Raw genomic sequence first — 22,354 nt, forward strand, 5'->3', positions numbered from 1 at the left:
TGTCAAAAAAGAAACGATCTCCGGTCGCCTCCCTGCCAGGGGCTCAAGAGCGGATACCTAGGCCGAAGGCAATCATTGTCCAGCCCTGCACGACGAGATCGACCGCCAGAAACAGGCCGAGGATCCAGAGGCTGTTCGCCGGCCAGCCGAGCGCAATCACGAAGCCCGCGAGCGCGGTGATGACGCCGCTTGCCACGATCCAGCCCCAGCCCTTGAGCGGCCGCATGCGCCTGCCGACGAAGAGACGAAAGACACCGGCAATGACCAGCGCGACCGCCAGAAGCATGGTCAAGGCAGCCGAGGTGAGGATGGGATTGAGAAAGGCGCAGATGCCGGCGAGCACATAAAGGATGCCGCTCAACGCCCAGAAGAGAACGTGATCCCAGCCGCGCACCTGGAAGGCGTGGATGAGATAGATGACACCGCCCGCCAGCATCAGCATGCCGACGTAAAAGACCGAGGCGACGGTCGCCATCAGCAGGTTGCTGAGGGCGACGAGGCCGCAGATGAGAAGCAGCACGCCGAGACCGACGAACCAGATCCATTTCGACCGCAGCGGGGATGCGGGCATTCCGTCATAGATATTGGCCATGGGCACACCTCCTGATTGCCGGAAATATGCTGCAGCAATTTCGCGCGGAAAGAGATGCGCGGCGTCAATTCGGCGAAAGATTTTTATTGATTGATCAGTCAATCAAAAATACGCTCCAGCTATTCTCGGGAGAATTGAGCTTGCCGAAGGTCGGAATGGAACCGGTGCGCCGCAAGGCGCTAGTGGATGCGGCGCTGCGGGTGATCGGCGATCACGGCTCGCTGACCGTCACCATGTCGGACATCGCCCGGCGGGCCGGCGTGTCGCCCGCGCTTGCGCATCACTATTTCGGCAGCAAGGAGCAGCTGCTGATCGAGACGATCCGTTTCCTTCTGCGCCAGCTGCGCAAGGACGCGGTGACGGCGCTGCGGGATGCCGCAACCCCGCGCGAGCGGGTCTCGGCCATCATCCGCGTCAGCTTCAACGCCGACCAGTTTGCCCCGCAGACGATCGCGGCCTGGCTTGCCTTCTATGCCGAGGCGCAGCGATCCGAAGAGACGCGGCGTTTCCTCGTCATCTACGCGCGGCGCCTGCGCTCCAATCTGCTTGCCGCCCTCAAGGCGCTCTGCCCGGCCGATGCCGCAGAACGCATCGCCGAGGGCGCTGCCGCGATGATCGACGGGCTCTATATCCGGCAAAGTCTGAAATCGGCGCCGATCGGCATTACGGCCTCGATCGCGCTGACGGAGGATTATGTGAATGCGCTCTTGGCAGCCACCTCCCCTTCTCCCCGAGGGGAGAAGGGACAACCAGATCGAACCATCCAAGGACAGATGACATGAAAGCCCAGCCGAAAGCATCGCATTTCATCGACGGGGAATATGTCGAGGATGAAAGCGGCACCCTCATCGAGAGCATCTATCCGGCAACCGGCGAGGTGATCGCCAGGCTCCATGCCGCAACGCCCGCCATCGTCGAAAAGGCGGTCGCGGCCGCCAGGCGCGCGCAGCCGGAATGGGCGGCGCTGAGCCCGATGGCGCGCGGGCGCATCCTCAAACGCGCGGCCGAGATCATGCGCGAGCGCAATCGCGCGCTTTCGGAGCTGGAAACGCTCGACACCGGCAAGCCGATCCAGGAAACGATCGTCGCCGACCCGACCTCGGGGGCCGACGCATTCGAATTCTTCGGCGGCGTGGCGCCGGCGGGGCTGAACGGCTCGCATATCCCGCTCGGCCAGGATTTCGCCTATACGAAACGCGTGCCGCTTGGCGTCTGCGTCGGCATCGGCGCCTGGAACTATCCGCAGCAGATCGCCTGCTGGAAGGGCGCGCCGGCGCTGGTGGCCGGCAACGCGATGATCTTCAAACCCTCGGAAACCACGCCGCTCGGCGCGCTTGCCATCGCCGAGATCCTGCATGAGGCCGGCCTGCCGAAAGGGCTTTACAACGTCATCCAGGGCGACCGGGACACCGGGCCGCTGCTCGTCAACCATCCCGACGTCGCCAAGGTGTCGCTGACCGGCTCGGTACCGACCGGGCGCAAGGTGGCGGCGGCGGCCGCCGGCCAGCTCAAGCACGTGACGATGGAGCTTGGCGGCAAGTCGCCGCTGATCGTCTTCGACGATGCCGATCTCGACAACGCCGTCGGCGGGGCGATGCTCGGCAATTTCTATTCGACCGGCCAGGTCTGCTCCAACGGCACGCGCGTCTTCGTACAGAAGAAAATCAAGGGCGAATTCCTCAAGCGGCTGAAGGCGCGCACCGAGGCGATCCTCATCGGCGACCCGATGGACGAGGCCACGCAGCTCGGGCCGATGGTTTCCTGGGCGCAGCGCGAGAAGGTGCTCGCCTATATCGAGAAGGGCAAAGCCGAGGGCGCGACGCTTGTTGCCGGCGGCGGCATTCCGAACCACGTGACGGGCGAAGGCTATTATGTGCAGCCGACCGTTTTTGCCGACGTGACCGACGGCATGACGATCGCCCGCGAAGAAATCTTCGGCCCCGTCATGTGCGTGCTCGATTTCGACGACGAGAGCGAAGTCGTCAAGCGCGCCAACACGACCGAGTTCGGCCTTTCCGGCGGCGTCTTCACCGCCGATCTGACCCGCGCCCACCGTGTCGTCGATCAGCTCGAAGCCGGCACGCTCTGGATCAACAGCTACAATCTCTGCCCGGTGGAAATCCCGTTCGGGGGCTCCAAGCAATCGGGCTTCGGGCGGGAGAACTCCCTGGCGGCGCTTGAGCACTATAGCGAGCTGAAGACGGTTTATGTCGGCATGGGGCCGGTCGCCTCGCCCTACTGAGCCCATCCGGAACCGAAGCATCCGTTGCACACGACAATCCAAAGGGAACAGCATGCAACAGGCAGATTTCGTCATCGTCGGCTCCGGCTCGGCAGGTTCGGCGCTCGCCTACCGGCTTTCGGAGGACGGCAGGAACACGGTCATCGTCATCGAGGCGGGCGGCTCGGATTTCGGGCCGTTCATCCAGATGCCGGCGGCGCTCGCCTGGCCGATGAGCATGAAGCGCTACAACTGGGGCTACCTTTCCGAACCGGAGCCGAACCTCAACAACCGGCGCATCACCGCGCCGCGCGGCAAGGTGATCGGCGGCTCCTCCTCCATCAACGGCATGGTCTATGTGCGCGGCCATGCGGAAGACTACAACCGGTGGGAAGAGCTCGGCGCCAACGGCTGGGCCTATGCGGATGTGCTGCCCTATTTCAAGCGCATGGAGCATTCGCACGGCGGCGAGGATGGCTGGCGCGGAACCGAGGGGCCGCTGCATGTGCAGCGCGGCATCGTCAAGAACCCGCTCTTCCGCGCCTTCATCGATGCCGGCAAGCAGGCGGGCTTCGAGACGACCGAAGACTATAACGGCTCGAAGCAGGAAGGCTTCGGCCTGATGGAGCAGACCATCCATCGCGGCCGGCGCTGGTCGGCGGCAAGCGCCTATCTGAAGCCGGCGCTGAAACGGCCGAATGTCGAGCTTGTCAAAGGCTTTGCGCGCAGGGTCGTCATCGAGAACGATCGCGCGACAGGCGTCGAGATCGAGCGCGGCGGCGCGGTCGAGATCGTCAAGGCCAATCGCGAGGTGATCGTCTCGGCCTCCGCCTTCAATTCGCCGAAGCTCCTGATGCTGTCCGGCATCGGCCCCGGCGGGCATCTGCAGGACATGGGCATCGAGGTAAAGGCCGACCGGCCGGGCGTCGGCGCCAACCTGCAGGACCATATGGAATTCTATTTCCAGCAGGTCTCGACCAAGCCGGTGTCGCTCTATTCCTGGCTGCCCTGGTTCTGGCAGGGCGTGGCCGGCGCGCAGTGGCTGCTTTCCAAGCGCGGGCTCGGCGCTTCCAACCAGTTCGAAGCCTGCGCCTTCCTGCGATCCGCGCCGGGGCTGAAGCAGCCGGATATCCAGTACCATTTCCTGCCGGTCGCCATCAGCTATGACGGCAAGGCGGCGGCCAACACCCACGGCTTCCAGGTCCATGTCGGCTACAACCTGTCGAAATCGCGGGGCAACGTGACGCTGCGCTCGGCCGATCCGAAGGCCGATCCGGTGCTGCGCTTCAACTATATGAGCCATGCCGAGGACTGGGAGAAATTCCGCCATTGCGTGCGCCTGACGCGCGAGATCTTCGGCCAGAAGGCCTTCGACCATTATCGCGGCCCGGAAATCCAGCCAGGCGAGAAGGTCCGGACGGACGAGGAGATCGACGCCTTCCTGCGCGAGCATCTGGAAAGCGCCTATCATCCCTGCGGCACCTGCCGCATGGGGGCGAAGGACGATCCGATGGCGGTGGTCGATCCCGATACGCGGGTGATCGGCGTCGACGGCCTGCGGGTCGCCGACAGCTCGATCTTCCCGCACGTCACCTACGGCAATCTCAACGGCCCGTCGATCATGACCGGCGAGAAGGCCGCCGACCATATTCTCGGCAAGCAGCCGCTCGCCCGCTCCAACCAGGAGCCATGGGCCAATCCGCGCGCGGCGGTGAGCGACCGGTAGAGCATTTCCGGCGAGGATCGAACGCCGGAAATGCCCTATCTCTTTGTTTTCAAGCAATTCCGGACGCAAGACCGTTTCACACTTTTGCTGGAATTGCTGTCGTCAGCGGTAGTCTTCTTCGCGCTGATGACGGGCGGCGAGCACGAGCGATGCAACATGGCCGATCGGCATGTCATATTCGACGGCGGGCTTGGGGAAAGAGGCGGCCTCGGCTCAGAGAAAGCCGATCCAGCGGCCGGCCACGACGGCTGCGATCCATATCGCTGCCGAAAGAGCCGCGGAAAAGCGGACGGCCGGGCGGACGAGGCCGAGCGTGATTGCGGTTCGCCACCCCTGCCCCATGTGGACGGCAAGCACGTTGAGGAGGCCGAAGGCGATCAGGCCGAGCTTGGCGAGGAAGGCCGGATTTGCGGCATATTGGACCGGCCGCACGCTGAAGAGGCAGAAGCCGGTGAGCAGGGCCAGGGCGAGGCCGAAGCCGGCCGAGCGGGACAGGAACGGGGCGACGACCTGCACCGGCACCTTGCCGAAGAAGCCGGCAAGCCGCAGATCGAGCGGCAGGATAGCGCCGACCAGAAGGCCGATCGCCAGGATATGGGCGGCATTGACGAACATGTAGAGCGTCGCGGAACGCCTGAGCCCGACCGCGAGCGTGGTGGCCGACAGCCATTCGAGAAGCTCCATGACGCGGGCGTCAGTTCGTGCGGATGCGTTCCGGATAAATGTCGTAGCGCTTTTCACCGATGGTGATGCGCACCGCCTTCATGCGCTTCTCGTTGCGATCCAGCGAGCGGTTTCCGAGCGCGACGACCTGATCGCCGGGCTTTGCGACACCTTCCACGAAGCCTGCGCGCTCCGTCTGGCGCGGATTGCCGAGCTCGACGCGCCAGACGCCGTCATCGGCGGTTGCGACGTCGAGGGTCGGATGCGGCCCGCCCATGGATATCTGCCGGATGGTGCCGCGAAGCTCGATCTGGTCGGCTTCCGCCCAGGACCAGCCGTGATGCGCCACGGCACCGGTTGCGAATGCCACCGAGAGCATGGCGGCCGCCAGCGCCCGTTTTCCCGAAAGTACAGACATGATGTTCTCCCTACCCGAATGCACGGACAGGTGGAGCATCGCCGGCATATGAAAAGGACACTCACCGATTTTTGAAGACCGGTGAGTGGGAGGAAAACGCATCAGGCGAGCAGGCGTGTGACTTCCGCGCCCTGCTTGCTGCCGACGGCGTCGGCGATCGTGGTGGAGAAGAGGACTTTGCGGGTGGCGTCCGCCACCCTGGCGAAGACGTGACGGATTTCGCAGGTCTGCTCCCCGTCGCAATCGTCGCATTTGCGGTAGGCGGTGATCGACAGGCACGGCAGCGGCGCGATGGGGCCGTCGATGATGCGCAAGATCTCGCCGAAGGTGATGCTGTGGGCCGGCTTGAGGAGCAGGTAGCCGCCCTGCTTGCCGCGACGGCTGACGACGATGCCGTGATGCTTGAGGTCGAGCAGGATCTGTTCCAGAAACTTCTTCGGGATCTTCTGCTGCACGGCAATGTCGGAAATCATGACGGGTTCGTCGGCCGCGGCTTCCGCCAGAACCGTCAGCGCCCGCAGCGCATATTTTGCCTTTTGCGTAATCATCTCGGACCGTCGACACACACAGAGCGGTGTCGAATCCCGACATCGCCAAGAAAGCTGATTGCCTCTATTGCACGGCCAGCATGAACGGAATTTGAACGCGCTGGAAAAAGCCTTGAGAGACAAGTGTTTTGGCCCTGTTTTTAACCCTCGGCCAACAGTTTGTATTTTACCTCAAAAAACGGCAATTTTCACCATTGCCGCCATCACTTCCGATTTCCAGTTGACAGGCGCCGTGTAACACTACTATTTCTATAGACATTAAGTTCGAGGCGCCATTCCGGCGTCGGCGGCTGCTTTTCTGCATTGCGGCAGGATGAGAGAGATATTTGCTCCGTCAGGCAGTCCTTTCGAAATCCCTTTTTCTGTCCGATCCGTCCTTCAGCTGCAATACTCCGGCCAACATCAAGGACAGGACCCCCCATGACTGTTATCAATCCGATCGAAGAAGCCGAGGCTTTGGCTGAAAAGCTGGCGGGCCTCGACCTCGCGGGCCGGCTTTCCTTCGTCGCCGGCCTTGGCGGGCGCGTGGTCTTCACCACCTCGCTCGGCATCGAGGACCAGGTCATCACCGCGGAAATCGGCACGCATCGCCTGCCGATCGACGTGGTGACGCTGCAGACCCGCCGGCTTTTCCCCGAGACCCTGGCGCTGATCGACGAGACCGAGAGCCAGTACGACATCCATATCACCCGCTACGAACCGGAGCAGGCCGATATCGACGCCTATGCGGCCAAATACGGCATGAACGGTTTCTACGAGAGCGTCGAAGCCAGACATGCCTGTTGTGGCGTGCGCAAGCTGAAGCCGCTTGCGCGGGCGCTGGCAGGCGCCACCATCTGGATCACCGGCCTGCGCCGGGGCCAATCGGCCAACCGCGCCGAGACGCCCTTTGCCGAATATGACGCCGAGCGGCACCTGCTCAAGGTCAACCCGCTGGCCGACTGGGATATCGAAACGATCAAGGCCTTCGTCGCCGACAATAGCGTGCCGGTCAATCCGCTGCATGCCCGCGGTTATCCCTCGATCGGCTGCGAACCCTGCACCCGCGCCATCAAGCCCGGCGAGCCGGAACGTGCCGGCCGCTGGTGGTGGGAACAGGACGAGAAGCGCGAATGCGGTCTGCATGTCGCCGAAGAGGCGGCCGCGATCGCCGTGCAGCAATAGGAAGTCTGGAGTACGAAATGGCCGATACCCGTCAGGATACGGAACTGACCAACCCGCAGAGCGCCAAGCCGCCGCTCGACCCGCATCTGAAGGCACTGGAAAACGAAGCGATCCACATCTTCCGCGAAGTTGCCGCCGAATTCGAGCGTCCCGTCATGCTCTATTCGATCGGCAAGGATTCCTCCGTGCTGCTGCACCTTGCCCGCAAGGCCTTCTATCCCGGCCGCGTGCCCTTCCCGCTGCTGCACGTCAACACCGGCTGGAAGTTCGCGGAGATGATTACCTTCCGCGACGAGATCGTGAAGAAATACGATCTCGACCTGATCGAGCACATCAATCCGCGCGGTGCGGCCGAAAACATCACGCCCTTCACCTATGGCTCGGCCCGCTACACGGACGTGATGAAGACGGAAGCGCTGCGCAACGCGCTCGATGCCGGCCAGTTCGACGCGGCCTTCGGCGGCGCGCGGCGCGACGAGGAAGCCTCGCGTGCCAAGGAGCGCATCTATTCCTTCCGCACGCCCGACCATCGCTGGGACCCGCGCAACCAGCGCCCGGAACTCTGGAACATCTATAACGGCCAGATCCGCAAGGGCGAGAGCGTGCGCGTCTTCCCGCTGTCCAACTGGACCGAAGTCGATATCTGGCGTTACATCCAGGCCGAGGAAATCCCGATCGTGCCGCTCTATTTCGCCGCCAAGCGCCCCTATGTGGAACGCGACGGCATGATGATCGCCGCTTCCGATCCGCGTCTGGAACTGCTGCCCGGCGAAACGAAGCAGGAAGATTTCATTCGCTTCCGCACGCTCGGCTGCTTCCCGCTGACCGGCGCGATCCGTTCGAACGCCACCACCCTTGAAGACATTATCGCGGAACTGGAAATCGCCACGGTTTCCGAGCGCCAGGGCCGCGCCATCGACCGCGACCAGTCCGGCTCCATGGAAAAGAAGAAGCGTGAAGGATATTTCTGAGATGACCGCAGCCGTTCCCGCAACCGCCGTCGCCGTGCCCGCCGCCGAGCCGCTGAAGGCCGTGCGCGACTCGCGCCCGTTGCGCCTCATCACCTGCGGCAGCGTCGATGACGGCAAGTCCACCCTGATCGGCCGCCTGCTCTGGGACACCAAGGCCGTCAAGGAAGACCAGGCGGCAACGCTTCGCCGCGATTCCACCGGCAAGCAGAACGACCTCGGCCTGCCCGATTTCGCGCTGCTGCTCGATGGCCTGCAGGCCGAGCGCGAGCAGGGCATCACCATCGATGTCGCCTACCGCTATTTCTCGACCGACAAGCGCTCTTTCATCGTGGCCGACACGCCCGGCCACGAGCAGTACACCCGCAACATGGCGACCGGCGCATCCACCGCCGATCTCGCCGTGTTGCTGGTGGATGCTCGCGCCGGCATCCTCGAGCAGACGCGCCGCCATGCCACGATCGCCTCGCTGCTCGGCATCAAGCAGTTCGTGCTCGCCGTCAACAAGATCGACCTGACGAACTACGACCGCGCCGGCTTCGACAAGATCAGCCACGAGTTCAAGGAATTCGCGCTGTCGCTGGGTGTCAAGCAGATCACCGCAATCCCGATGTCGGCGCTGAAGGGTGAAAACGTCGTCTATTCCGGTCAGGCCGCCATGCCCTGGTACAATGGCCCGACGCTGGTCGAGACGCTGGAACACGCAACCGTGCGCTCCGGCCAGACGACCGGTTTCCGCCTCTCGGTCCAGCGCGTCTCGCGCCCCGGCGAAAGCTTCCGCGGCTATCAGGGCACGGTTGCCGGCGGCTCCGTCAAGCCGGGCGACAGCGTCATGATCCTGCCTTCGGGCATGGTCGCCAACGTCACCAAGATCGTCACCTTCGACCTCGTGCGCAACGCGGCCGTTGCCGGCGACGCGATCACGCTCGTTCTCGACCGTCAGGTGGACGTCGCCCGCGGCGACATGATCGTTTCGATCGACAGCCAGCCGCAGACCGGCCTCTCCTTCGACGCGCAGGTCGTTGCCCTGCAGCCCGAGGGTATCGAAGCCGGCAAGCGCTACTGGCTGAAGAGCGGCTCGCGCCGCCAGCGTGTGCAGGTCGAGCCCGTCAGCCAGCTGGAGCTGAAGACCGGCACATGGAATTCCGCCCAGCGGCTCTACATGAACGCGATCGGCAAGGTGCGCCTGGTATTCGACGAGGCGGCGATCTTCGATCCCTACGAGCAGAACCGCGCCACCGGCTCCTTCATCCTGATCGACCCGGAGACAAACAATACCGTCGCCGGCGGCATGGTGACCGGCAAGCGCGCCGAAATCAGCGGCCTGCATGGCAACGACGCCCGCGTGATCCTGTCGCTGCCGGCCGACCTTGCCGAGCAGATCATGGCAAGCGAGCTCTTCGCCAACCGCCGCCACGAGGCGGAGGTGCGCCGCATGACGGCCTCGGAAGCGGCCGAGCTCTGGTCGAGCGCGGCAAGCGACATCTGAGACAGGCGATATCTGGGAAAAGGGACCGGTCGGTCCCTTTTCGTTTCCGCCTCACTGTTTCGGTGCGACGCGCGTGGAACCGCGCTCGATGATCGAAAAGCCGATATCGACCCGCTGCTCCTTCGGCGCCTCGTCCCGGATGGCGCGCAGCAGCATGTCGGCGGCGCGGTGGCCGATATCGTGGCGGGGAACATGCACCGTCGTCAGCGACGGCGAGGTGAACTCGGCGAACTCGAGATCGTTGAAGCCGCAGATGCCGAAATCGTCGGGCACGCGGATGCCGCGGGCGTTGCATTCGATCAGCGCGCCGAGGGCGAGATCGTCGCTCTGCGCCAGGACGGCATCGAGATCCCCCACCCGTTCCAGAAGCTCGACGAAGAGGTGCCGCCCGAGGCCGATGCTGGTGGAGCCGTCCTGACCATACGTCAGGGACGCATCGTCAAGGCCGGCCTGCCGCATGGCTTCCTCATAGCCCGAGCGGCAGCGGCGCGAACGGATATCGGTGCGCCCGCCGATGAAACCGATCCGCCTGTAGCCTTTCGACAAGAGGAAATGGGTGGCGGCGGCCGTTGCGACATGATGCGACATGCCGACAAGCAGGGTTTCCGGCGGCTGGCTGAGATCGGCGACATGGGCGACCGGAACGGCGGCCGTCTCCATCAGCAGCGCAAGCCCGTCGTAATATTCCGCGTTGACGAGGATGATGCCCGCCGGCTTCTGCGACAGGAAGGATTTGAACTGGTCGATCTCCTGGCCGGCATCGCTCAGCGTATTGGCATATTGCACGCGCAGATCGGTGGCGCGCAGCCGCTCCTCTATGCCCATCATCACGCCGGTGAAGCAGGGATGGTGCAGCGACGGCGTGATGACGCCGACGATGCCGCTGTGGCGGCCGGCAAGCGCGCGGGCGGCGAGATTGGGAATGTAGCCCATCTCCTCGACGGTGCGCAGGATGACTTCGCGCAGCTCTTCGGAAACGATATCCGGGTTGCGGAGCGCGCGCGAGATGGTGATCGGGCTGACCCCGACCCGCTTTGCGACATCACTCAACTTTACATGGGAACCGCGCTTCTTTTCCCGCCCCGGCTTCACTGAATCCCTCATCACTTCCCGCATACGGCGAGCCTCGCCCCCCGACGATTCGCAGTTTCACTTTTTTGAAGAAAATTTAATTTAGAGTCCACTAACATTTCAATGCCCAATTTCAACCAAAACTTGAAAAGCATGAACAAACGTCGCGAATTGTCCGGCCTGCTACGCAGCGCGCAGGCCGGCGGATCACAGAAAAGTGGAATATATTTTACTGTTGCGGCGCTTCGCGAAGCGGACAACAGCCGACGCCGGCAAAATTGCGGCAATGCTTGGTCAGCCAAGATTAAATTATAGTAATGTCTTACATTACCGTAATACAAACATGATCAATGTTTAATTTGTAAATCCCGCGGAACGGATCATATAGGTATCAAGCGCCAGTTCTTCCAGATCTCAGTATTCGTCGCATCATACAGACGAAATCAAAGTAATCAACGGCAATAACCGGCGACAATACTCATCGACGCCATGGTCCACGGCACGGAACCAGGACGCCATTCAATGCCAACGCTCTCGCAAGGGACTTCCACCATGTCACACATTCTTCGCAAGCACCGGGCCGCAGCACTTGTCGGAGCGGCCATCGTTCTCGGCGCGGCCGCCATGCCCTTTGCCGTTTCCTCTTCCTCGCCGGCTCTTGCCGCAGCGGCCGAGACCGGCGGTATTCTCGCCTCCGGCGGTTCGTTCGCCTCCATCGTCGACGCCGACAAGCCGGCGGTCGTGACCATCACCACCACGATGAAGGCCACCAGCGCCAGCGCCGACAATTCGCCGATGGACGAGCAGTTCCGTCGCTTCTTCGAAGAGCAGGGCATCCCCCTGCCGCACCAGGCACCGCAGCAGCAGTCGCAGCACGCCATGGCGCTCGGCTCCGGCTTCATCATCAGCCCTGACGGCGTGATCGTTACCAACAACCACGTCATCGACAATGCCATCGACATCAAGGTCACGCTTGACGACGGCACCGAACTGCCGGCCAAGCTGCTCGGCGCCGATGCCAAGTCCGACCTCGCCGTCCTGAAGGTCCAGGCGCCGCACCAGCTTCCCACGATCGCGTGGGGCGATTCCGACAAGCTGAAGCTCGGCGACCAGATCCTGGCCATCGGCAACCCGTTCGGCATCGGCACGACGGTCACGGCCGGCATCGTCTCGGCCCGCGGCCGCGACCTGCACAGCGGCCCCTATGACGACTTCATCCAGATCGACGCGCCGATCAACCACGGCAATTCCGGCGGCCCGTTGGTCGACCGCGACGGCAATGTCGTCGGCATCAACACCGCCATCTATTCGCCGAACGGCGGCAGCGTCGGCGTCGGCTTCGCCATCCCCTCGGACGAGGCCAGGACGATCGTCGCCAAGCTGCAGAAGGACGGCTCGATCGACCACGGCTATCTCGGCGTGCAGATCCAGCCGGTCACGCAGGATGTCGCAGACGCGGTCGGCCTCGGCAAGGCTGAAGGCGCGCTGGTGGCTGCCGTTACCGGCGGAACGCCGGCCGCCCATGCCGGCATCAAAACCGGCGATATCGTCACGGCGGTCGGCAGCGAAAGTGTCAAGACGCCGAAGGACCTGTCGCGCCTCGTCGCCGACCTGTCGCCGGGTGCGAAGGAGACGCTCACCGTCTGGCGCGACGGCAAGACGGTCGATCTCAACGTCACCGTCGGCGGCAATGACGACGGCCAGAAGCAGGCCGCAGCCGAAAGCAGCGACGACCAGGGCCAGGCTGCCGGCCAGCCGAGCCTCGGCATCGGCCTTGCCGACCTGACGCCCGACATTCGCGAGCAGCTGAACCTGCCGCGCAGCGTTGCCGGCGCCGTCGTTGCCAACGTCAACCCGGACAAGTCGGCCGCTGCCGCCGGCATCCAACCGGGCGACGTGATCGTCTCGGTCAACGACAAGCCGGTGCATGACGCCCGCGACGTCAAGACCGCCGTTGCCGATGCCGGCAAGTCCGGCCGCAAGTCGGTGCTGCTGCTGATCGAACGCGGCGGCAACAAGACCTTCGTGGCCGTGCCCTTCACAGCCGCTTGAAGGACACCCACGCAAGCGCTGCGCCTGGACCTCGTTCCGGGCGCAGTCGCGCGTGGGCTAAAAGCATTTCCGGCGAAAACGGGATCGCCTTCAATGCTCTGGCTCATAGTTTTCTCCGCAATTCCGGACGCAAACCGGTTCCCGCTTCTGCTGAAATTGCCCTAGCCAAACATCACGCCGAGATCGGCTGCCAGTTTTTGAACGGCAGCCGCCTGCGCCTGCGAGATGCCGAAGAGAATGCCGGGAGCGGCCCTGCCGATGAAGAAACCCGACATCGGCATCAGGCCATAACCTGACGCGTTCACCTTGGCGACGAGCGCCCGGTCGTCCACCCTCTCGTCGCGAAACCAGGCCGCAAGCTGCAATCCGCCATTGCCGCCCGAAACGGCAAGCCTTTCGCCAAATTGGCTCTCCAGCATCCGGACCGTGCGGGCCATGCGCTCGGCATATTGCTGGTTCATGCGCCGCAGATAGGCGCGCAGGCGGCCCTCGTTGATAAAATCGGCCAGTGCCGCCTGGATATGGGTGGAGACGGCAACACCCCTGCGATGCAGCGCCTCCGAGGCCTCCGCCACCAGCCAGCGCGGCACGACGGCATAGGCGACGCGCAGGCCCGGCGCCAGCACCTTCGAGAAGGTGCCGACATAGGCCACGGCCTCGGCCCGGTCGATGCCCTGCAGGGCGGCGATCGGCCGAGAACCATATTGAAAATCGCTGTCGTAATCATCCTCGACGATGAGGCTCTGGTGACGGCGGGCGGCCTCCAGCAGCGCCAGCCGGCGCGGCAGGCTGAGGGTTGCGCCCGTCGGATATTGATGCGACGGCGTAACATAGATCAGCGCCGGCGGCGGGCCTTGCGCCCTGGAAACGTCGATGCCCTGCCCGTCGCAGGGGACCGGCACGATGTCGGCGCCGGCATCGGCAAGCAGCAGGCGCGCCGCACCATAGCCGGGATCTTCCATCCAGGCGGCCCTGCGCCCGCTCCGCCTCAGCATCGATCTCGCCAGCATATCGATTGCCGCGCGCGTGGAGGGCATGATCATGACCTGCTCCGGCTCGGCGACCACGCCGCGCGTTGCAGAAACATGCCCGAGAATGGCCTGCCGCAATTCGTCGATGCCGGTCGGGTTCTCGTAGCCGAGATGATGGCTGCGCAGCGAGCGGCTGCGCGCCGCAAGGTGGCGGCTCCAGGCGGCATGCGGAAAATCCGACACGTCAGGCACGCCGGGCCGGAACAGGCCGCGATAGGACGGCAGGTCCGATCTCTTTTCCTCGACGGGCGCGCGCGCGTCGCGCTGCCGTTCCGGCCGCATGCGCTCCAGCGTGGCAACCCGCGTTGCGGCACCGGCGGTGGCCTCGATATAACCTTCGGACCGAAGCCGGTCATAGGCCTCGACCGTCGTGGAACGCGCGACGCCGAGCGAGGCGGCAAGGGCGCGGGTCGACGGCAGCCTGTGGCCGGCCGGAAGCTGGCCGAGCAGGATGCGCTCGCGCAGGCTTCGATAGATCTGGCCGGTCAGGTCGCCGCCGTTTCGATCGAGGCTCAGCCATGTGGGTGCCGAAGTCATATGCCAACTGGTCTGCCGCAAAGATCAAAACTGGACTTTTACTCCAGTCCATTTGCAAGGCAAGAGCAGGCGGGATCGGTGAGCGAAGTTCAGCGATCGACCTTCAATGCATCAGTTTGACGGAATGACCGATATGACAAAGGACCTTGCCGACTGGAAGGGTGTCGCCCGCCCCGCCCGCGCCCCGATCGAGGGCCGCTACGCCCGCCTGGAGCCGCTGGACGCGGCAAGACACGGCGCCGACCTGCTGCGCTCGGCGCAGGAGCCGGGCGCCGAAGACCGTTTCCGCTACCTCTTCGAGGCGCCGCCTGCCGATATGGCCGCCTTCACGCCCTGGCTGGAACGGTCCGCCGCCAGCGAGGACCCGCTGTTCTTTGCCGTCATCGACAAGGCGACGGGACGCGCGGAGGGCCGGCAGGGGCTGATGCGCATCGACACGGCCAATGGCGTGATCGAGATCGGCAACATTCTCTGGGGGCCGGCCATTGCCCGCACGCGGGTAGCAACCGAAGCGCTCTATCTCTGCGCGGCTTACGTCTTCGACACGCTCGGCTACCGGCGCTTCGAATGGAAGTGCAACAATCTCAACGAACCGTCGAAGCGCGCGGCGCAGCGTTTCGGCTTCGCCTTCGAGGGCATCTTCCGCCAGCACATGGTGCAGAAGGGCCGCAACCGCGACACCGCCTGGTTTGCCATGACGGACGGCGACTGGCCGAAGCTGAAGGCCGGATACGAGGCTTGGCTGGCGCCCGAGAATTTCGATGCCGAGGGCCGGCAGAAGAGCAGGCTCAGCTTCTAGTCGAACTTCAAAGCGTGGCGGCGGCGACAAAAGAGCCGCCGCGCCGATGACAAAAACTTCATTGCCACCAATATGTTCATGCGCCCCAATTGCCGTTAAGGATTGGGTTCTTCATTCAAAGCACGAAGTTATTCTGTCAGGAGCTCATATGACCAGTTCGTCCGACTATACGCCCCCCAAGATCTGGACCTGGGACAAGGAAAACGGCGGCCAGTTCGCCAACATCAACCGCCCGATCGCCGGGCCGACCCATGAGAAGGAACTGCCGGTCGGCAAGCACCCGCTGCAGCTTTATTCGCTGGGAACGCCGAACGGCGTCAAAGTCACCATCATGCTCGAAGAGCTGCTGGCGCTCGGCCACAGCGGTGCCGAATATGATGCCTGGCTGATCAAGATCGGCAATGGCGACCAGTTCGGAAGCGGCTTCGTCGCGGTCAACCCGAATTCGAAGATCCCGGCGCTGATGGACCGCAGCGGCGAAAAGCCGGTGCGCATCTTCGAGTCCGGCGCGATCCTGACCTATCTCGCGGAAAAATTCGGCGCCTTCCTGCCGACCGACCCGGCCAGGCGGGCCGAATGTTTCTCCTGGCTGTTCTGGCAGGTGGGCAGCGCGCCCTATCTCGGCGGCGGCTTCGGCCATTTCTACGCCTATGCGCCGACGAAGATCGAATATGCGATCAACCGCTTCGCCATGGAAACCAAGCGCCAGCTCGACGTGCTCGACCGCCGTCTGGCCGAGAGCGAATATATTGCCGGCGACGAACTCACCATTGCCGACATGGCGATCTGGCCGTGGTACGGCGGCCTCGTCAAGGGCTGGATGTACGGCGAGTCGGCCGAATTCCTGCAGGTGCAGGAATACAGGAACATGCAGCGCTGGGCCGACCTGATCGGCGAGCGCCCGGCCGTCAAGCGCGGCCGCATGGTCAACCGCGTCAGCGGCGAGCCGTCCAGCCAGCTTCACGAACGCCACGACGCCGGCGACTTCGAGACGAAGACGCAGGACAAGCTGCAGGCGGCAGGCTGACGGGATCGACGGGCGGGCAGGCCGTCACGGCGGCGCGCCTGCCCTGCCCTCGGAATCGCGACAGGCCCAGAACGCGTGTTTCCCACTAAAAATGACGGGTTTTGACGCAAACTGTACCGATTCGGGCAAAAGTGCCCTCGCCTCATCCTTTCAGTCTTGCTGAAATGCAAAAGCTCTCCTGCCACCTTTCGGAGAGCTTTCCCCATCTGCCCCGCCGAATGCCACCGGCGGGGATTTTTTTGTTTCGGGCATAGGGAACGAAGGGAAACCTGCCGGCCGCCGCGGCCGGACGACGCCGGCAACCGCATGCGCAGGATCGGGCAAAGGAGGTCCGGACTAGCGCCACTTCGGCTGCGGCGTCGGCGCGTTCGCCTGGATTTCATGAAGCGGTGCCCGATGGCCCAGGAGCTTCTTCAACTTCTTCTCCTCGGCCGGACCGATGCCGAATTTCCGGCAATGTTCCGCAATGTCCTGATCTTTCGGGCCGGGAATTCGAACCTGTCGATTGTTCATCTTCTTCATTGATCTTCCTCCTCCGAAGGAAACCAGCTTAGCGCCGATTTGTTCGTTAGCAACATCTAAAATTTGATGATCGCCGTTTCGAGGCGGACGCGCAGCGGAGAAGGACGGGGCCGCGGGGCGGCGATGGACTCGCGCCGCGGGGAAATCAATCGATGCGCAAAAAGGAGAGAAAGCCGCAAATGAAAAAACCCCGCCGAGGCGGGGTTTTCGGCTGGTCGGAGTGGAGTGATTCGAACACTCGACCCCCACGTCCCGAACGTGGTGCGCTACCAGACTGCGCTACACTCCGTGACCAGCGGCGCCTCTATAGACCGGCCTATTATGTTGCGCAAGCACCAAAATTCAAAAAAGCGCGGGAATTTTTGACAGGCTTGTGACAAGGCCTTTCGGCCGGCCATGCAGCAAAAAGCCACACCCCGCGCAAATTCTTCAGAAGCGGCCAAGTGGCAATTTTCTTTTGCCGGGTTACGCGCTAAAGGGCTCGGCGGGACAGGCGAAACCGTCGCGAAGGCGGCTTCGCAGCCACTGGCTAGATATCAGGGACGACACGATGAAATTCCGCACCATGACCGGGGCCGCCGCGCTTGCGATTGCGCTTGCCGGATGCACCACCATACCTTCTGCCGGCAACCCGATCGAGGCACGCTGGGTCGGCCAGTCGGCCGGCAAGTTCTTTGCCGCCTACGGCCCGCCGCTCAGCGACCGCGACGAAGGATCTTCCACGATCTACACCTGGAAGGGCGGCTACAAGACGGTGCGCGTTCCGGCCAAATATGCCGAAGGTGCCGACGGTAAGCGCGGCAAGCAGATTGCCAGCGCCCGCACGCTCTACCTGCGCTGCGCCGCCGAAATCACCACCAATTCCGATTATACGATCCGCGATATCCGCACCGTCACCGATCTTCCCGGCCTTAACGGTCCGTCCTACTGCGCCGAATTCCTGGCGCCGGAACAGAAGTAAATCGGACTGCTTGAGTTTTTTGACTTGCGGCCTGCCGGTGAAAATCGGCAGGCTTTTATTTGAAGCCATTCGCGGCAAAACTATTTCCCGAAAGGCCTTGGCCGAAGCGCTGGATTGATAAAGTATTCGCACTCGTCATAAGTGTCCGGCCCAAATAGGACGTTATCGTCCTCATCCACAACCACGTAGTATCCAGCCTTATTCGATTGAACTATTCGCAATGTATGCCCCATCAGTTGCTTTCGGACAGTCCATAGCAATCAACCGTAAATTATGGCTTGGAACGGATCCTAAAATGCCTTCGAAGCACCGAGCCTTGATATCCCTCGGACAAGGCTTCAATTATCAGCAAAAGAATACTGAAATGTGTGGCTGGGGCGCCTGGATTCGAACCAGGGGATGGCGGTACCAAAAACCGCTGCCTTACCGCTTGGCTACGCCCCACCAGAGCTGAAGCGGATGCCGCTTCGCCAAAACGTGGCCTGATTAGCAAAGGACTGTCTGGCCCACAATCACTAAGTTCACTGCGGCGTCATATTTGTATGCGCGGCCATGTTCGGCATGGTAGGAGTTTGGGGAACGACACAGCCAATGGAGATACCGTTGAGCCAATATCGCGCCCGTCCGCCAGCGCTTGCCACGCTGATCCTCGACGATGCCGTCGTGCGCATCACCCAATGGGATTTCGAGCCGGGTGCCGATACCGGCGTCCACACGCACGGGTTCGGCTATGTCGTCGTGCCGATGACGGACTGCCAGTTTCTGATCGAGGATGCGCAGGACAGCCGGCGGGTGGATGTCGCCAAGGGGGCCGCCTATCGCCGCGAGGCGGGCGTCGAGCACAATGTCGTCAATGCCGGCGACAAACCCATGTCCTTCATCGAGATCGAATATAAATAGTCATGTCCGGCGCGAACTTCGATCTCTTCTTCGAGCCGGCATACGGGCGCGCGATCAGCGTCGGCGACGGTATCCAGCGCCTGACGGCGAACAATCCGAACCCTTTCACCTTCCGCGGCACGAACAGCTATATCGTCGGGGGCTCGTCGGTCGCCGTCATCGATCCGGGGCCGCAAGACGAGGCGCATTTCAAAGCGCTGATGGCAGCGCTTTCCGGCCGGCAGGTGACGCATATTTTCGTCAGCCACACCCATCGCGACCACTCGCCGCTTGCAGGACGGCTGCAACAGGAAACCGGGGCGCTGACGGTCGGCGAAGGGCCGCACCGCCCCTCGCGGCCGCTGCGCGAAGGCGAGATCAATCCTTTCGCCGAAAGCTCGGACATGGATTTCGTGCCCGATATCGCCATTCGCGACGGCCAGACGATTTCGGGCGACGGCTGGGCGCTGACGGGCGTGCTGACGCCCGGCCACACCGCCAATCACGCCGCCTTCGCGCTCGAAGGCAGCGGCATCCTGTTTTCCGCTGATCATGTGATGGCCTGGGCGACGACGGTCGTCGCGCCGCCTGACGGCTCCATGGCGGACTATATGGCCTCGCTCGACAAGCTGATCGCCCGCAACGACGGCCTGCTGCTGCCCGGCCACGGCGGACCGGTGACGACGCCGGCGCCCTTCCTGCGCGGGCTGAAGACGCACCGGCGCCTGCGGGAGCGCGCGATCGTCGAGCGCATCCGCGCCGGAGACGGCACGATCGCCAAAATGGTCGAGGTGATCTATCGCGATGTCGACAGGCGGCTGCATGGCGCGGCGGCGCTTTCGGTGCTGGCGCATATCGAGGACCTGATGGAACGCGGCGAGGTGACGGCCGACCGGCCGCCCTCCCTCGTTGCCCATTATCGGCTGGCGGGAGGCTGAGCGTGGCGGCACGTCCGGATTACAGCTATCGCGACGACCCTTCCGTGCCCGCCTTTGCGGACGACAGGCCGCTGATCCTGTTTGACGGCGAATGCGTGTTCTGTTCCGGCTGGGTGCAGTTCCTGCTGAAGCGGGACAGGCAGAAGCGCTTTCGCTTCGTCGTCGCCCAGACGCCGCTCGGCGAGGCGCTTTACCGGCATTACGGGCTGGAGACCGGCGATTACGAGACCAATCTTCTGATTGATGGCGGGCGTGCCTATTACAAATCCGATGCGACGATCCGGATGCTGGAGGGGCTCGGCATGCCGTGGGCTCTGGCCGGTGTGCTGCGGGTGGTGCCGCGGCGGATTGCAGATGCCGCCTATGGGGTGGTGGCGCGCAACAGGCTCAGGATTGCCGGGCGGCGGGAGAGCTGCATGGTGCCGACGGCTGAGGTGCGGGAGCGGTTTTTGGAATCGTAAGTCCGCTGGTTGCTCGGCCATCGCCGAGGCCCAGATGCCGGATCGATCTTACAGGATAGGTTTGCGGCAAGGGCGATTTGGCTTGCCTCACCGCATTCCGGCCCTTCGCGCGGCTCAGGGCGTTCGGCCCTGTAGTCGATCCACCGGATCGATTACAGCCGCTTTGCGGCACCGGGCCTCACCCACCCGCAATCCCGAGGAGTTCGGAGTCCAGGGCGCCAAGATATTGCTCGGCCACTTCGGCGCTGAAGCCGAGGTCGTGCTGGCCGTAGCGGGAGGCGACGCGCACGTCGACGAAGGTGGTTTCGGCCTCTTCGCGCAGGCGGATGATGATGTCGAAACGCAGGCCGAGGATGAAGGTGCGCGTCGTGCCCTGCAGGATCACGCCGTTGGCGCCGCGGATCAGCTTGGCCACGTCGTCGTCATAGGGACGCGGCGTCGGCACGGGGATGACGTCGGGCGAATCGGCGACACCGCTTTCGGGCTGGGCCGGAACGGGCTTGTCCTCCAGTTCGCGGCCGGGCGTCGTGTCGCCCTCGCTCCTGGTGATGGTGATGCCGTTCTGCTTGGCGACTTTCTTGACGGCTTCGAGAACGCGGTCGAGCGCGCCGTCGTAACGCCGGCCGGTCAGCTCCGGATAGGCGGCAAGCTGCCTTTCGCGGTCGCCGGCGGTGACGACGGGATCGCGCGGCAGCCAGATCTGGTCGGCCTGCGGCGGCGAGAGCCAGTCGGGCGCGGAGGCCGTATCCGTCGTCACGTCATAGATTGCCGGCAGGTTGAAATAGCGCTCCGCCGCAAAGGCGCCGATTCCGAGGGGAAAGGCCGCGTAGATGAGTGCCGCCAGCGCATTCAGCCCACCCTCCGCCCCGGTCATCCAGAGGCTGCGAAGGCCGATTGCCGACAAGAGCGTCGCAAGGGCTGCGCAACCCACCGAAACGATCAGCACCAGAACGAGATAGGGGGTCGCCAGGCCGCCGAAGCGATGGGCAACCAGCACCGCCACCGACAGCACGAGCGCAAACGCCCCGAAATGCCGCGACAGGCGGGCAGCGCTGGAAACGGGACGATCGAAACGGATGGCCATCAAAACTACCGGTTGGTCGGCGGCGACGCTTGGGATGCGCCGGCTGCCAACGACTTTTCTAGTGCAAGATTCGTCTAAATTGAAACTCTTGTCTGAGCATTGCCAACGCAATCCACGTCAAAGCGTGAGGCCCGGCAGCGCCGCCTTCCGTAAGCTATTGCTGATATGCCGTAAAAAGGCCATTCTGCCGGGGTCTGATACGTGTCCCACGAAACAGGAGAGACAGATGATCTCGTCCGAAATGAGGGAAAGGCCGCAGGTAACCTCGCCTGGCGGCATCGAGCGTGCCGAACCGCTCCTACCGCTGGAACTTCTCGAACTGGAACTTTCGCTGGAAGGCTATGCCGATGGCGAGGCCGGATTCTGCGAGACGGTGCGCAGGGCTGCCGCCGAAAGCCGCGGCGAATTCCTCTTCGACCTGCCGGCGGCGGGGCTTGTCGAGGATTGCCGGCGAATCGCCGTGCTGCGCATTCCGGCCTCGGACAGGACGATGCGCGTGGTTCTGGCCCTTCTCGACCAGAACGGCACGGAAATCCGCATGCAGGCGCCCGACGAGGATACCGAACATCTGGTGCGTTTCGCCGATGCCTTCATCGAGGTTCTCGAACGGATATAAGTTCCGGGCATGTCGCGGACTCGACAGGCTTGAGCCCTCTTCTTGCGCAACCGCAAAACCGCTGCACACTTTTGCGCGGCCTGATCTTGTTTCACGCAGGCCGTAACCGCAAAACCGCTGCACACTTTTGCGCGGCCTGCTTAGTCCCGGCCGGCCGCCGCTTCCGCCAGCGAGCGGAAGGGAAACTTGCGGCCGCATTCGCATTTCAGCATGAATGTTTCCTGATGGACCGAGGGGCGCTGCACGAAGAAACCGCGCGGCAGCTGGTCCACCTTGAAGTCGGGGGTCTTGCGCCTGGCGTCGTCGATCTCGGAGGCTTCGGCAAAGCCGCTATTGCCGCATTGCGGACAGGTGAGTTTCTTCGAGAATCGGTCGTGGATCGCCATGGTGCTCTTTCCCGTGCTGCTGCTTCTGCTCTTACATAGGAACGCCTGAAGACGAAAGTGGAACCAGGCACCATCCTGCCGTTCCTTCCCCAAAGAAGGAGGCAACCATTCCGAACAGAGATGCGATTGCGCCATCCGGCGCTGCCGCCGACAGGAGACCGGGCGGGCGCGGCCTGATATAGTCAGGTTGACGACACTGGT

The 22,354-nt window shown here is 63.4% G+C and carries 23 protein-coding genes and 2 tRNA genes; 14 read left to right on the forward strand and 11 right to left on the reverse strand.

Annotation, left to right across the window (positions count from 1 at the left end; all coding sequences use genetic code 11):
• Positions 1 to 43: 43 nt before the first annotated feature.
• Complete coding sequence (locus ACU8HS_RS04205) at positions 44 to 592, reverse strand: HdeD family acid-resistance protein (RefSeq protein ID WP_112568445.1); 549 nt, start codon at positions 590 to 592, stop codon at positions 44 to 46.
• A 155-nt stretch (positions 593 to 747) separates the two neighbouring features.
• Between ACU8HS_RS04205 and betI the strand changes: the two genes are divergently transcribed.
• The 3 genes from betI to betA are packed head-to-tail and all read left to right on the forward strand — an operon-like array spanning position 748 to position 4,539.
• The gene (betI, locus tag ACU8HS_RS04210) at positions 748 to 1,374 is read left to right on the forward strand and encodes a transcriptional regulator BetI (protein WP_113414446.1); all 627 of its coding nucleotides are present in this window, start codon (positions 748 to 750) and stop codon (positions 1,372 to 1,374) included.
• Positions 1,371 to 2,834: a betaine-aldehyde dehydrogenase gene (betB, locus tag ACU8HS_RS04215; protein WP_112757986.1), complete on the forward strand. Its 1,464-nt coding sequence runs from the start codon at positions 1,371 to 1,373 to the stop codon at positions 2,832 to 2,834. The genes betI and betB overlap by 4 nt, the downstream gene beginning before the upstream one ends.
• Positions 2,835 to 2,886: 52 nt before the next feature.
• Entirely contained in the window at positions 2,887 to 4,539 is a 1,653-nt protein-coding gene (gene betA, locus ACU8HS_RS04220; RefSeq protein WP_113414447.1) for a choline dehydrogenase, read from the forward strand.
• A 213-nt stretch (positions 4,540 to 4,752) separates the two neighbouring features.
• Here the strand turns inward: betA and ACU8HS_RS04225 are convergent, their stop codons facing one another.
• From ACU8HS_RS04225 to ACU8HS_RS04235, 3 genes are all read right to left on the reverse strand, one after another.
• Positions 4,753 to 5,223 carry a DUF6644 family protein gene (locus ACU8HS_RS04225; protein ID WP_113414448.1) on the reverse strand — a complete coding sequence of 157 codons (471 nt, stop codon included), beginning with the start codon at positions 5,221 to 5,223 and terminating at the stop codon, positions 4,753 to 4,755.
• Between the two features lie 10 nt (positions 5,224 to 5,233).
• Entirely contained in the window at positions 5,234 to 5,620 is a 387-nt protein-coding gene (locus ACU8HS_RS04230; protein WP_112568436.1) for a DUF6152 family protein, read from the reverse strand.
• Positions 5,621 to 5,721: 101 nt separating this feature from the next.
• Entirely contained in the window at positions 5,722 to 6,168 is a 447-nt protein-coding gene (locus ACU8HS_RS04235; RefSeq protein ID WP_112568433.1) for an RrF2 family transcriptional regulator, read from the reverse strand.
• Positions 6,169 to 6,588: 420 nt separating this feature from the next.
• Between ACU8HS_RS04235 and ACU8HS_RS04240 the strand changes: the two genes are divergently transcribed.
• From ACU8HS_RS04240 to cysN, 3 genes are read left to right on the forward strand one after another with little or no spacing between them, the layout of a single operon-like run.
• Positions 6,589 to 7,332 carry a phosphoadenylyl-sulfate reductase gene (locus ACU8HS_RS04240; protein ID WP_113414449.1) on the forward strand — a complete coding sequence of 248 codons (744 nt, stop codon included), beginning with the start codon at positions 6,589 to 6,591 and terminating at the stop codon, positions 7,330 to 7,332.
• A 17-nt stretch (positions 7,333 to 7,349) separates the two neighbouring features.
• Positions 7,350 to 8,303: a sulfate adenylyltransferase subunit CysD gene (cysD, locus tag ACU8HS_RS04245; RefSeq protein WP_112568429.1), complete on the forward strand. Its 954-nt coding sequence runs from the start codon at positions 7,350 to 7,352 to the stop codon at positions 8,301 to 8,303.
• A gap of 1 nt (position 8,304) precedes the next feature.
• Positions 8,305 to 9,789, forward strand: coding sequence for a sulfate adenylyltransferase subunit CysN (gene cysN, locus ACU8HS_RS04250; protein WP_112704256.1), 1,485 nt, complete (start codon positions 8,305 to 8,307; stop codon positions 9,787 to 9,789).
• Positions 9,790 to 9,840: 51 nt separating this feature from the next.
• On the opposite strand, the gene ACU8HS_RS04255 is transcribed toward cysN, so the two are convergent.
• The gene (locus ACU8HS_RS04255; RefSeq protein WP_447015460.1) at positions 9,841 to 10,893 is read right to left on the reverse strand and encodes a LacI family DNA-binding transcriptional regulator; all 1,053 of its coding nucleotides are present in this window, start codon (positions 10,891 to 10,893) and stop codon (positions 9,841 to 9,843) included.
• A 519-nt stretch (positions 10,894 to 11,412) separates the two neighbouring features.
• On the opposite strand from ACU8HS_RS04255, the gene ACU8HS_RS04260 reads away from it, so the two are divergent.
• Positions 11,413 to 12,912 (forward strand): DegQ family serine endoprotease, encoded by a 1,500-nt coding sequence (locus tag ACU8HS_RS04260; RefSeq protein WP_447015461.1) that lies wholly within the window; start codon positions 11,413 to 11,415, stop codon positions 12,910 to 12,912.
• A 161-nt stretch (positions 12,913 to 13,073) separates the two neighbouring features.
• Here the strand turns inward: ACU8HS_RS04260 and pdxR are convergent, their stop codons facing one another.
• Complete coding sequence (pdxR, locus tag ACU8HS_RS04265; RefSeq protein WP_447015462.1) at positions 13,074 to 14,480, reverse strand: MocR-like pyridoxine biosynthesis transcription factor PdxR; 1,407 nt, start codon at positions 14,478 to 14,480, stop codon at positions 13,074 to 13,076.
• 133 nt (positions 14,481 to 14,613) lie between these two features.
• Here pdxR and ACU8HS_RS04270 point away from each other — a divergent pair, with 133 nt between their 5' ends.
• Together ACU8HS_RS04270 and yghU are read left to right on the forward strand one after the other, a co-directional pair.
• Complete coding sequence (locus ACU8HS_RS04270) at positions 14,614 to 15,279, forward strand: GNAT family N-acetyltransferase (protein ID WP_447015463.1); 666 nt, start codon at positions 14,614 to 14,616, stop codon at positions 15,277 to 15,279.
• 148 nt (positions 15,280 to 15,427) lie between these two features.
• Positions 15,428 to 16,306 carry a glutathione-dependent disulfide-bond oxidoreductase gene (gene yghU, locus ACU8HS_RS04275; protein WP_112756681.1) on the forward strand — a complete coding sequence of 293 codons (879 nt, stop codon included), beginning with the start codon at positions 15,428 to 15,430 and terminating at the stop codon, positions 16,304 to 16,306.
• Positions 16,307 to 16,642: 336 nt separating this feature from the next.
• Here the strand turns inward: yghU and ACU8HS_RS04280 are convergent, their stop codons facing one another.
• Together ACU8HS_RS04280 and ACU8HS_RS04285 are read right to left on the reverse strand one after the other, a co-directional pair.
• The gene (locus tag ACU8HS_RS04280; RefSeq protein ID WP_112568417.1) at positions 16,643 to 16,828 is read right to left on the reverse strand and encodes a hypothetical protein; all 186 of its coding nucleotides are present in this window, start codon (positions 16,826 to 16,828) and stop codon (positions 16,643 to 16,645) included.
• Between the two features lie 212 nt (positions 16,829 to 17,040).
• Positions 17,041 to 17,117: transfer RNA gene (locus ACU8HS_RS04285), tRNA-Pro, on the reverse strand.
• 261 nt (positions 17,118 to 17,378) lie between these two features.
• Here ACU8HS_RS04285 and ACU8HS_RS04290 point away from each other — a divergent pair.
• On the forward strand, positions 17,379 to 17,789 hold the full coding sequence (locus ACU8HS_RS04290) for a hypothetical protein (protein ID WP_112568413.1): 411 nt from the start codon (positions 17,379 to 17,381) through the stop codon (positions 17,787 to 17,789).
• Positions 17,790 to 18,158: 369 nt separating this feature from the next.
• Here ACU8HS_RS04290 and ACU8HS_RS04295 read toward each other — a convergent pair.
• Positions 18,159 to 18,233, reverse strand: a tRNA-Gln gene (locus ACU8HS_RS04295).
• A 159-nt stretch (positions 18,234 to 18,392) separates the two neighbouring features.
• Here ACU8HS_RS04295 and ACU8HS_RS04300 point away from each other — a divergent pair.
• The 3 genes from ACU8HS_RS04300 to ACU8HS_RS04310 are packed head-to-tail and all read left to right on the forward strand — an operon-like array spanning position 18,393 to position 20,067.
• Positions 18,393 to 18,689 (forward strand): cupin domain-containing protein, encoded by a 297-nt coding sequence (locus ACU8HS_RS04300; protein ID WP_447015464.1) that lies wholly within the window; start codon positions 18,393 to 18,395, stop codon positions 18,687 to 18,689.
• 2 nt (positions 18,690 to 18,691) lie between these two features.
• On the forward strand, positions 18,692 to 19,606 hold the full coding sequence (locus tag ACU8HS_RS04305; protein ID WP_447015465.1) for an MBL fold metallo-hydrolase: 915 nt from the start codon (positions 18,692 to 18,694) through the stop codon (positions 19,604 to 19,606).
• 2 nt (positions 19,607 to 19,608) lie between these two features.
• On the forward strand, positions 19,609 to 20,067 hold the full coding sequence (locus tag ACU8HS_RS04310) for a thiol-disulfide oxidoreductase DCC family protein (RefSeq protein ID WP_447015466.1): 459 nt from the start codon (positions 19,609 to 19,611) through the stop codon (positions 20,065 to 20,067).
• 178 nt (positions 20,068 to 20,245) lie between these two features.
• Here the strand turns inward: ACU8HS_RS04310 and ACU8HS_RS04315 are convergent, their stop codons facing one another.
• Entirely contained in the window at positions 20,246 to 21,151 is a 906-nt protein-coding gene (locus ACU8HS_RS04315; protein ID WP_112704270.1) for a DUF1499 domain-containing protein, read from the reverse strand.
• A gap of 226 nt (positions 21,152 to 21,377) precedes the next feature.
• Between ACU8HS_RS04315 and ACU8HS_RS04320 the strand changes: the two genes are divergently transcribed.
• Positions 21,378 to 21,767, forward strand: coding sequence for a hypothetical protein (locus ACU8HS_RS04320; RefSeq protein ID WP_112704272.1), 390 nt, complete (start codon positions 21,378 to 21,380; stop codon positions 21,765 to 21,767).
• A 140-nt stretch (positions 21,768 to 21,907) separates the two neighbouring features.
• Here the strand turns inward: ACU8HS_RS04320 and ACU8HS_RS04325 are convergent, their stop codons facing one another.
• A complete protein-coding gene (locus ACU8HS_RS04325) occupies positions 21,908 to 22,153 on the reverse strand; it encodes a hypothetical protein (protein ID WP_447015467.1) in 246 nt (81 codons plus the stop codon).
• Positions 22,154 to 22,354: the final 201 nt, after the last annotated feature.

It is taken from the genome of Rhizobium sp. KDH_Rht_773_N, from assembly GCF_052946295.1.

Excerpts from the sequence above, each read along its gene's own strand:
- ACU8HS_RS04205 (WP_112568445.1), bottom strand. The coding sequence starts at position 592 with ATGGCCAATATCTATGACGGAATGCCCGCATCCCCGCTGCGGTCGAAA.
- betI (WP_113414446.1), top strand. The coding sequence starts at position 748 with ATGGAACCGGTGCGCCGCAAGGCGCTAGTGGATGCGGCGCTGCGGGTG.
- betB (WP_112757986.1), top strand. The coding sequence starts at position 1,371 with ATGAAAGCCCAGCCGAAAGCATCGCATTTCATCGACGGGGAATATGTC.
- betA (WP_113414447.1), top strand. The coding sequence starts at position 2,887 with ATGCAACAGGCAGATTTCGTCATCGTCGGCTCCGGCTCGGCAGGTTCG.
- ACU8HS_RS04225 (WP_113414448.1), bottom strand. The coding sequence starts at position 5,223 with ATGGAGCTTCTCGAATGGCTGTCGGCCACCACGCTCGCGGTCGGGCTC.
- ACU8HS_RS04230 (WP_112568436.1), bottom strand. The coding sequence starts at position 5,620 with ATGTCTGTACTTTCGGGAAAACGGGCGCTGGCGGCCGCCATGCTCTCG.
- ACU8HS_RS04235 (WP_112568433.1), bottom strand. The coding sequence starts at position 6,168 with ATGATTACGCAAAAGGCAAAATATGCGCTGCGGGCGCTGACGGTTCTG.
- ACU8HS_RS04240 (WP_113414449.1), top strand. The coding sequence starts at position 6,589 with ATGACTGTTATCAATCCGATCGAAGAAGCCGAGGCTTTGGCTGAAAAG.
- cysD (WP_112568429.1), top strand. The coding sequence starts at position 7,350 with ATGGCCGATACCCGTCAGGATACGGAACTGACCAACCCGCAGAGCGCC.
- cysN (WP_112704256.1), top strand. The coding sequence starts at position 8,305 with ATGACCGCAGCCGTTCCCGCAACCGCCGTCGCCGTGCCCGCCGCCGAG.
- ACU8HS_RS04255 (WP_447015460.1), bottom strand. The coding sequence starts at position 10,893 with ATGAGGGATTCAGTGAAGCCGGGGCGGGAAAAGAAGCGCGGTTCCCAT.
- ACU8HS_RS04260 (WP_447015461.1), top strand. The coding sequence starts at position 11,413 with ATGTCACACATTCTTCGCAAGCACCGGGCCGCAGCACTTGTCGGAGCG.
- pdxR (WP_447015462.1), bottom strand. The coding sequence starts at position 14,480 with ATGACTTCGGCACCCACATGGCTGAGCCTCGATCGAAACGGCGGCGAC.
- ACU8HS_RS04270 (WP_447015463.1), top strand. The coding sequence starts at position 14,614 with ATGACAAAGGACCTTGCCGACTGGAAGGGTGTCGCCCGCCCCGCCCGC.
- yghU (WP_112756681.1), top strand. The coding sequence starts at position 15,428 with ATGACCAGTTCGTCCGACTATACGCCCCCCAAGATCTGGACCTGGGAC.
- ACU8HS_RS04280 (WP_112568417.1), bottom strand. The coding sequence starts at position 16,828 with ATGAAGAAGATGAACAATCGACAGGTTCGAATTCCCGGCCCGAAAGAT.
- ACU8HS_RS04290 (WP_112568413.1), top strand. The coding sequence starts at position 17,379 with ATGAAATTCCGCACCATGACCGGGGCCGCCGCGCTTGCGATTGCGCTT.
- ACU8HS_RS04305 (WP_447015465.1), top strand. The coding sequence starts at position 18,692 with ATGTCCGGCGCGAACTTCGATCTCTTCTTCGAGCCGGCATACGGGCGC.
- ACU8HS_RS04315 (WP_112704270.1), bottom strand. The coding sequence starts at position 21,151 with ATGGCCATCCGTTTCGATCGTCCCGTTTCCAGCGCTGCCCGCCTGTCG.
- ACU8HS_RS04320 (WP_112704272.1), top strand. The coding sequence starts at position 21,378 with ATGATCTCGTCCGAAATGAGGGAAAGGCCGCAGGTAACCTCGCCTGGC.
- ACU8HS_RS04325 (WP_447015467.1), bottom strand. The coding sequence starts at position 22,153 with ATGGCGATCCACGACCGATTCTCGAAGAAACTCACCTGTCCGCAATGC.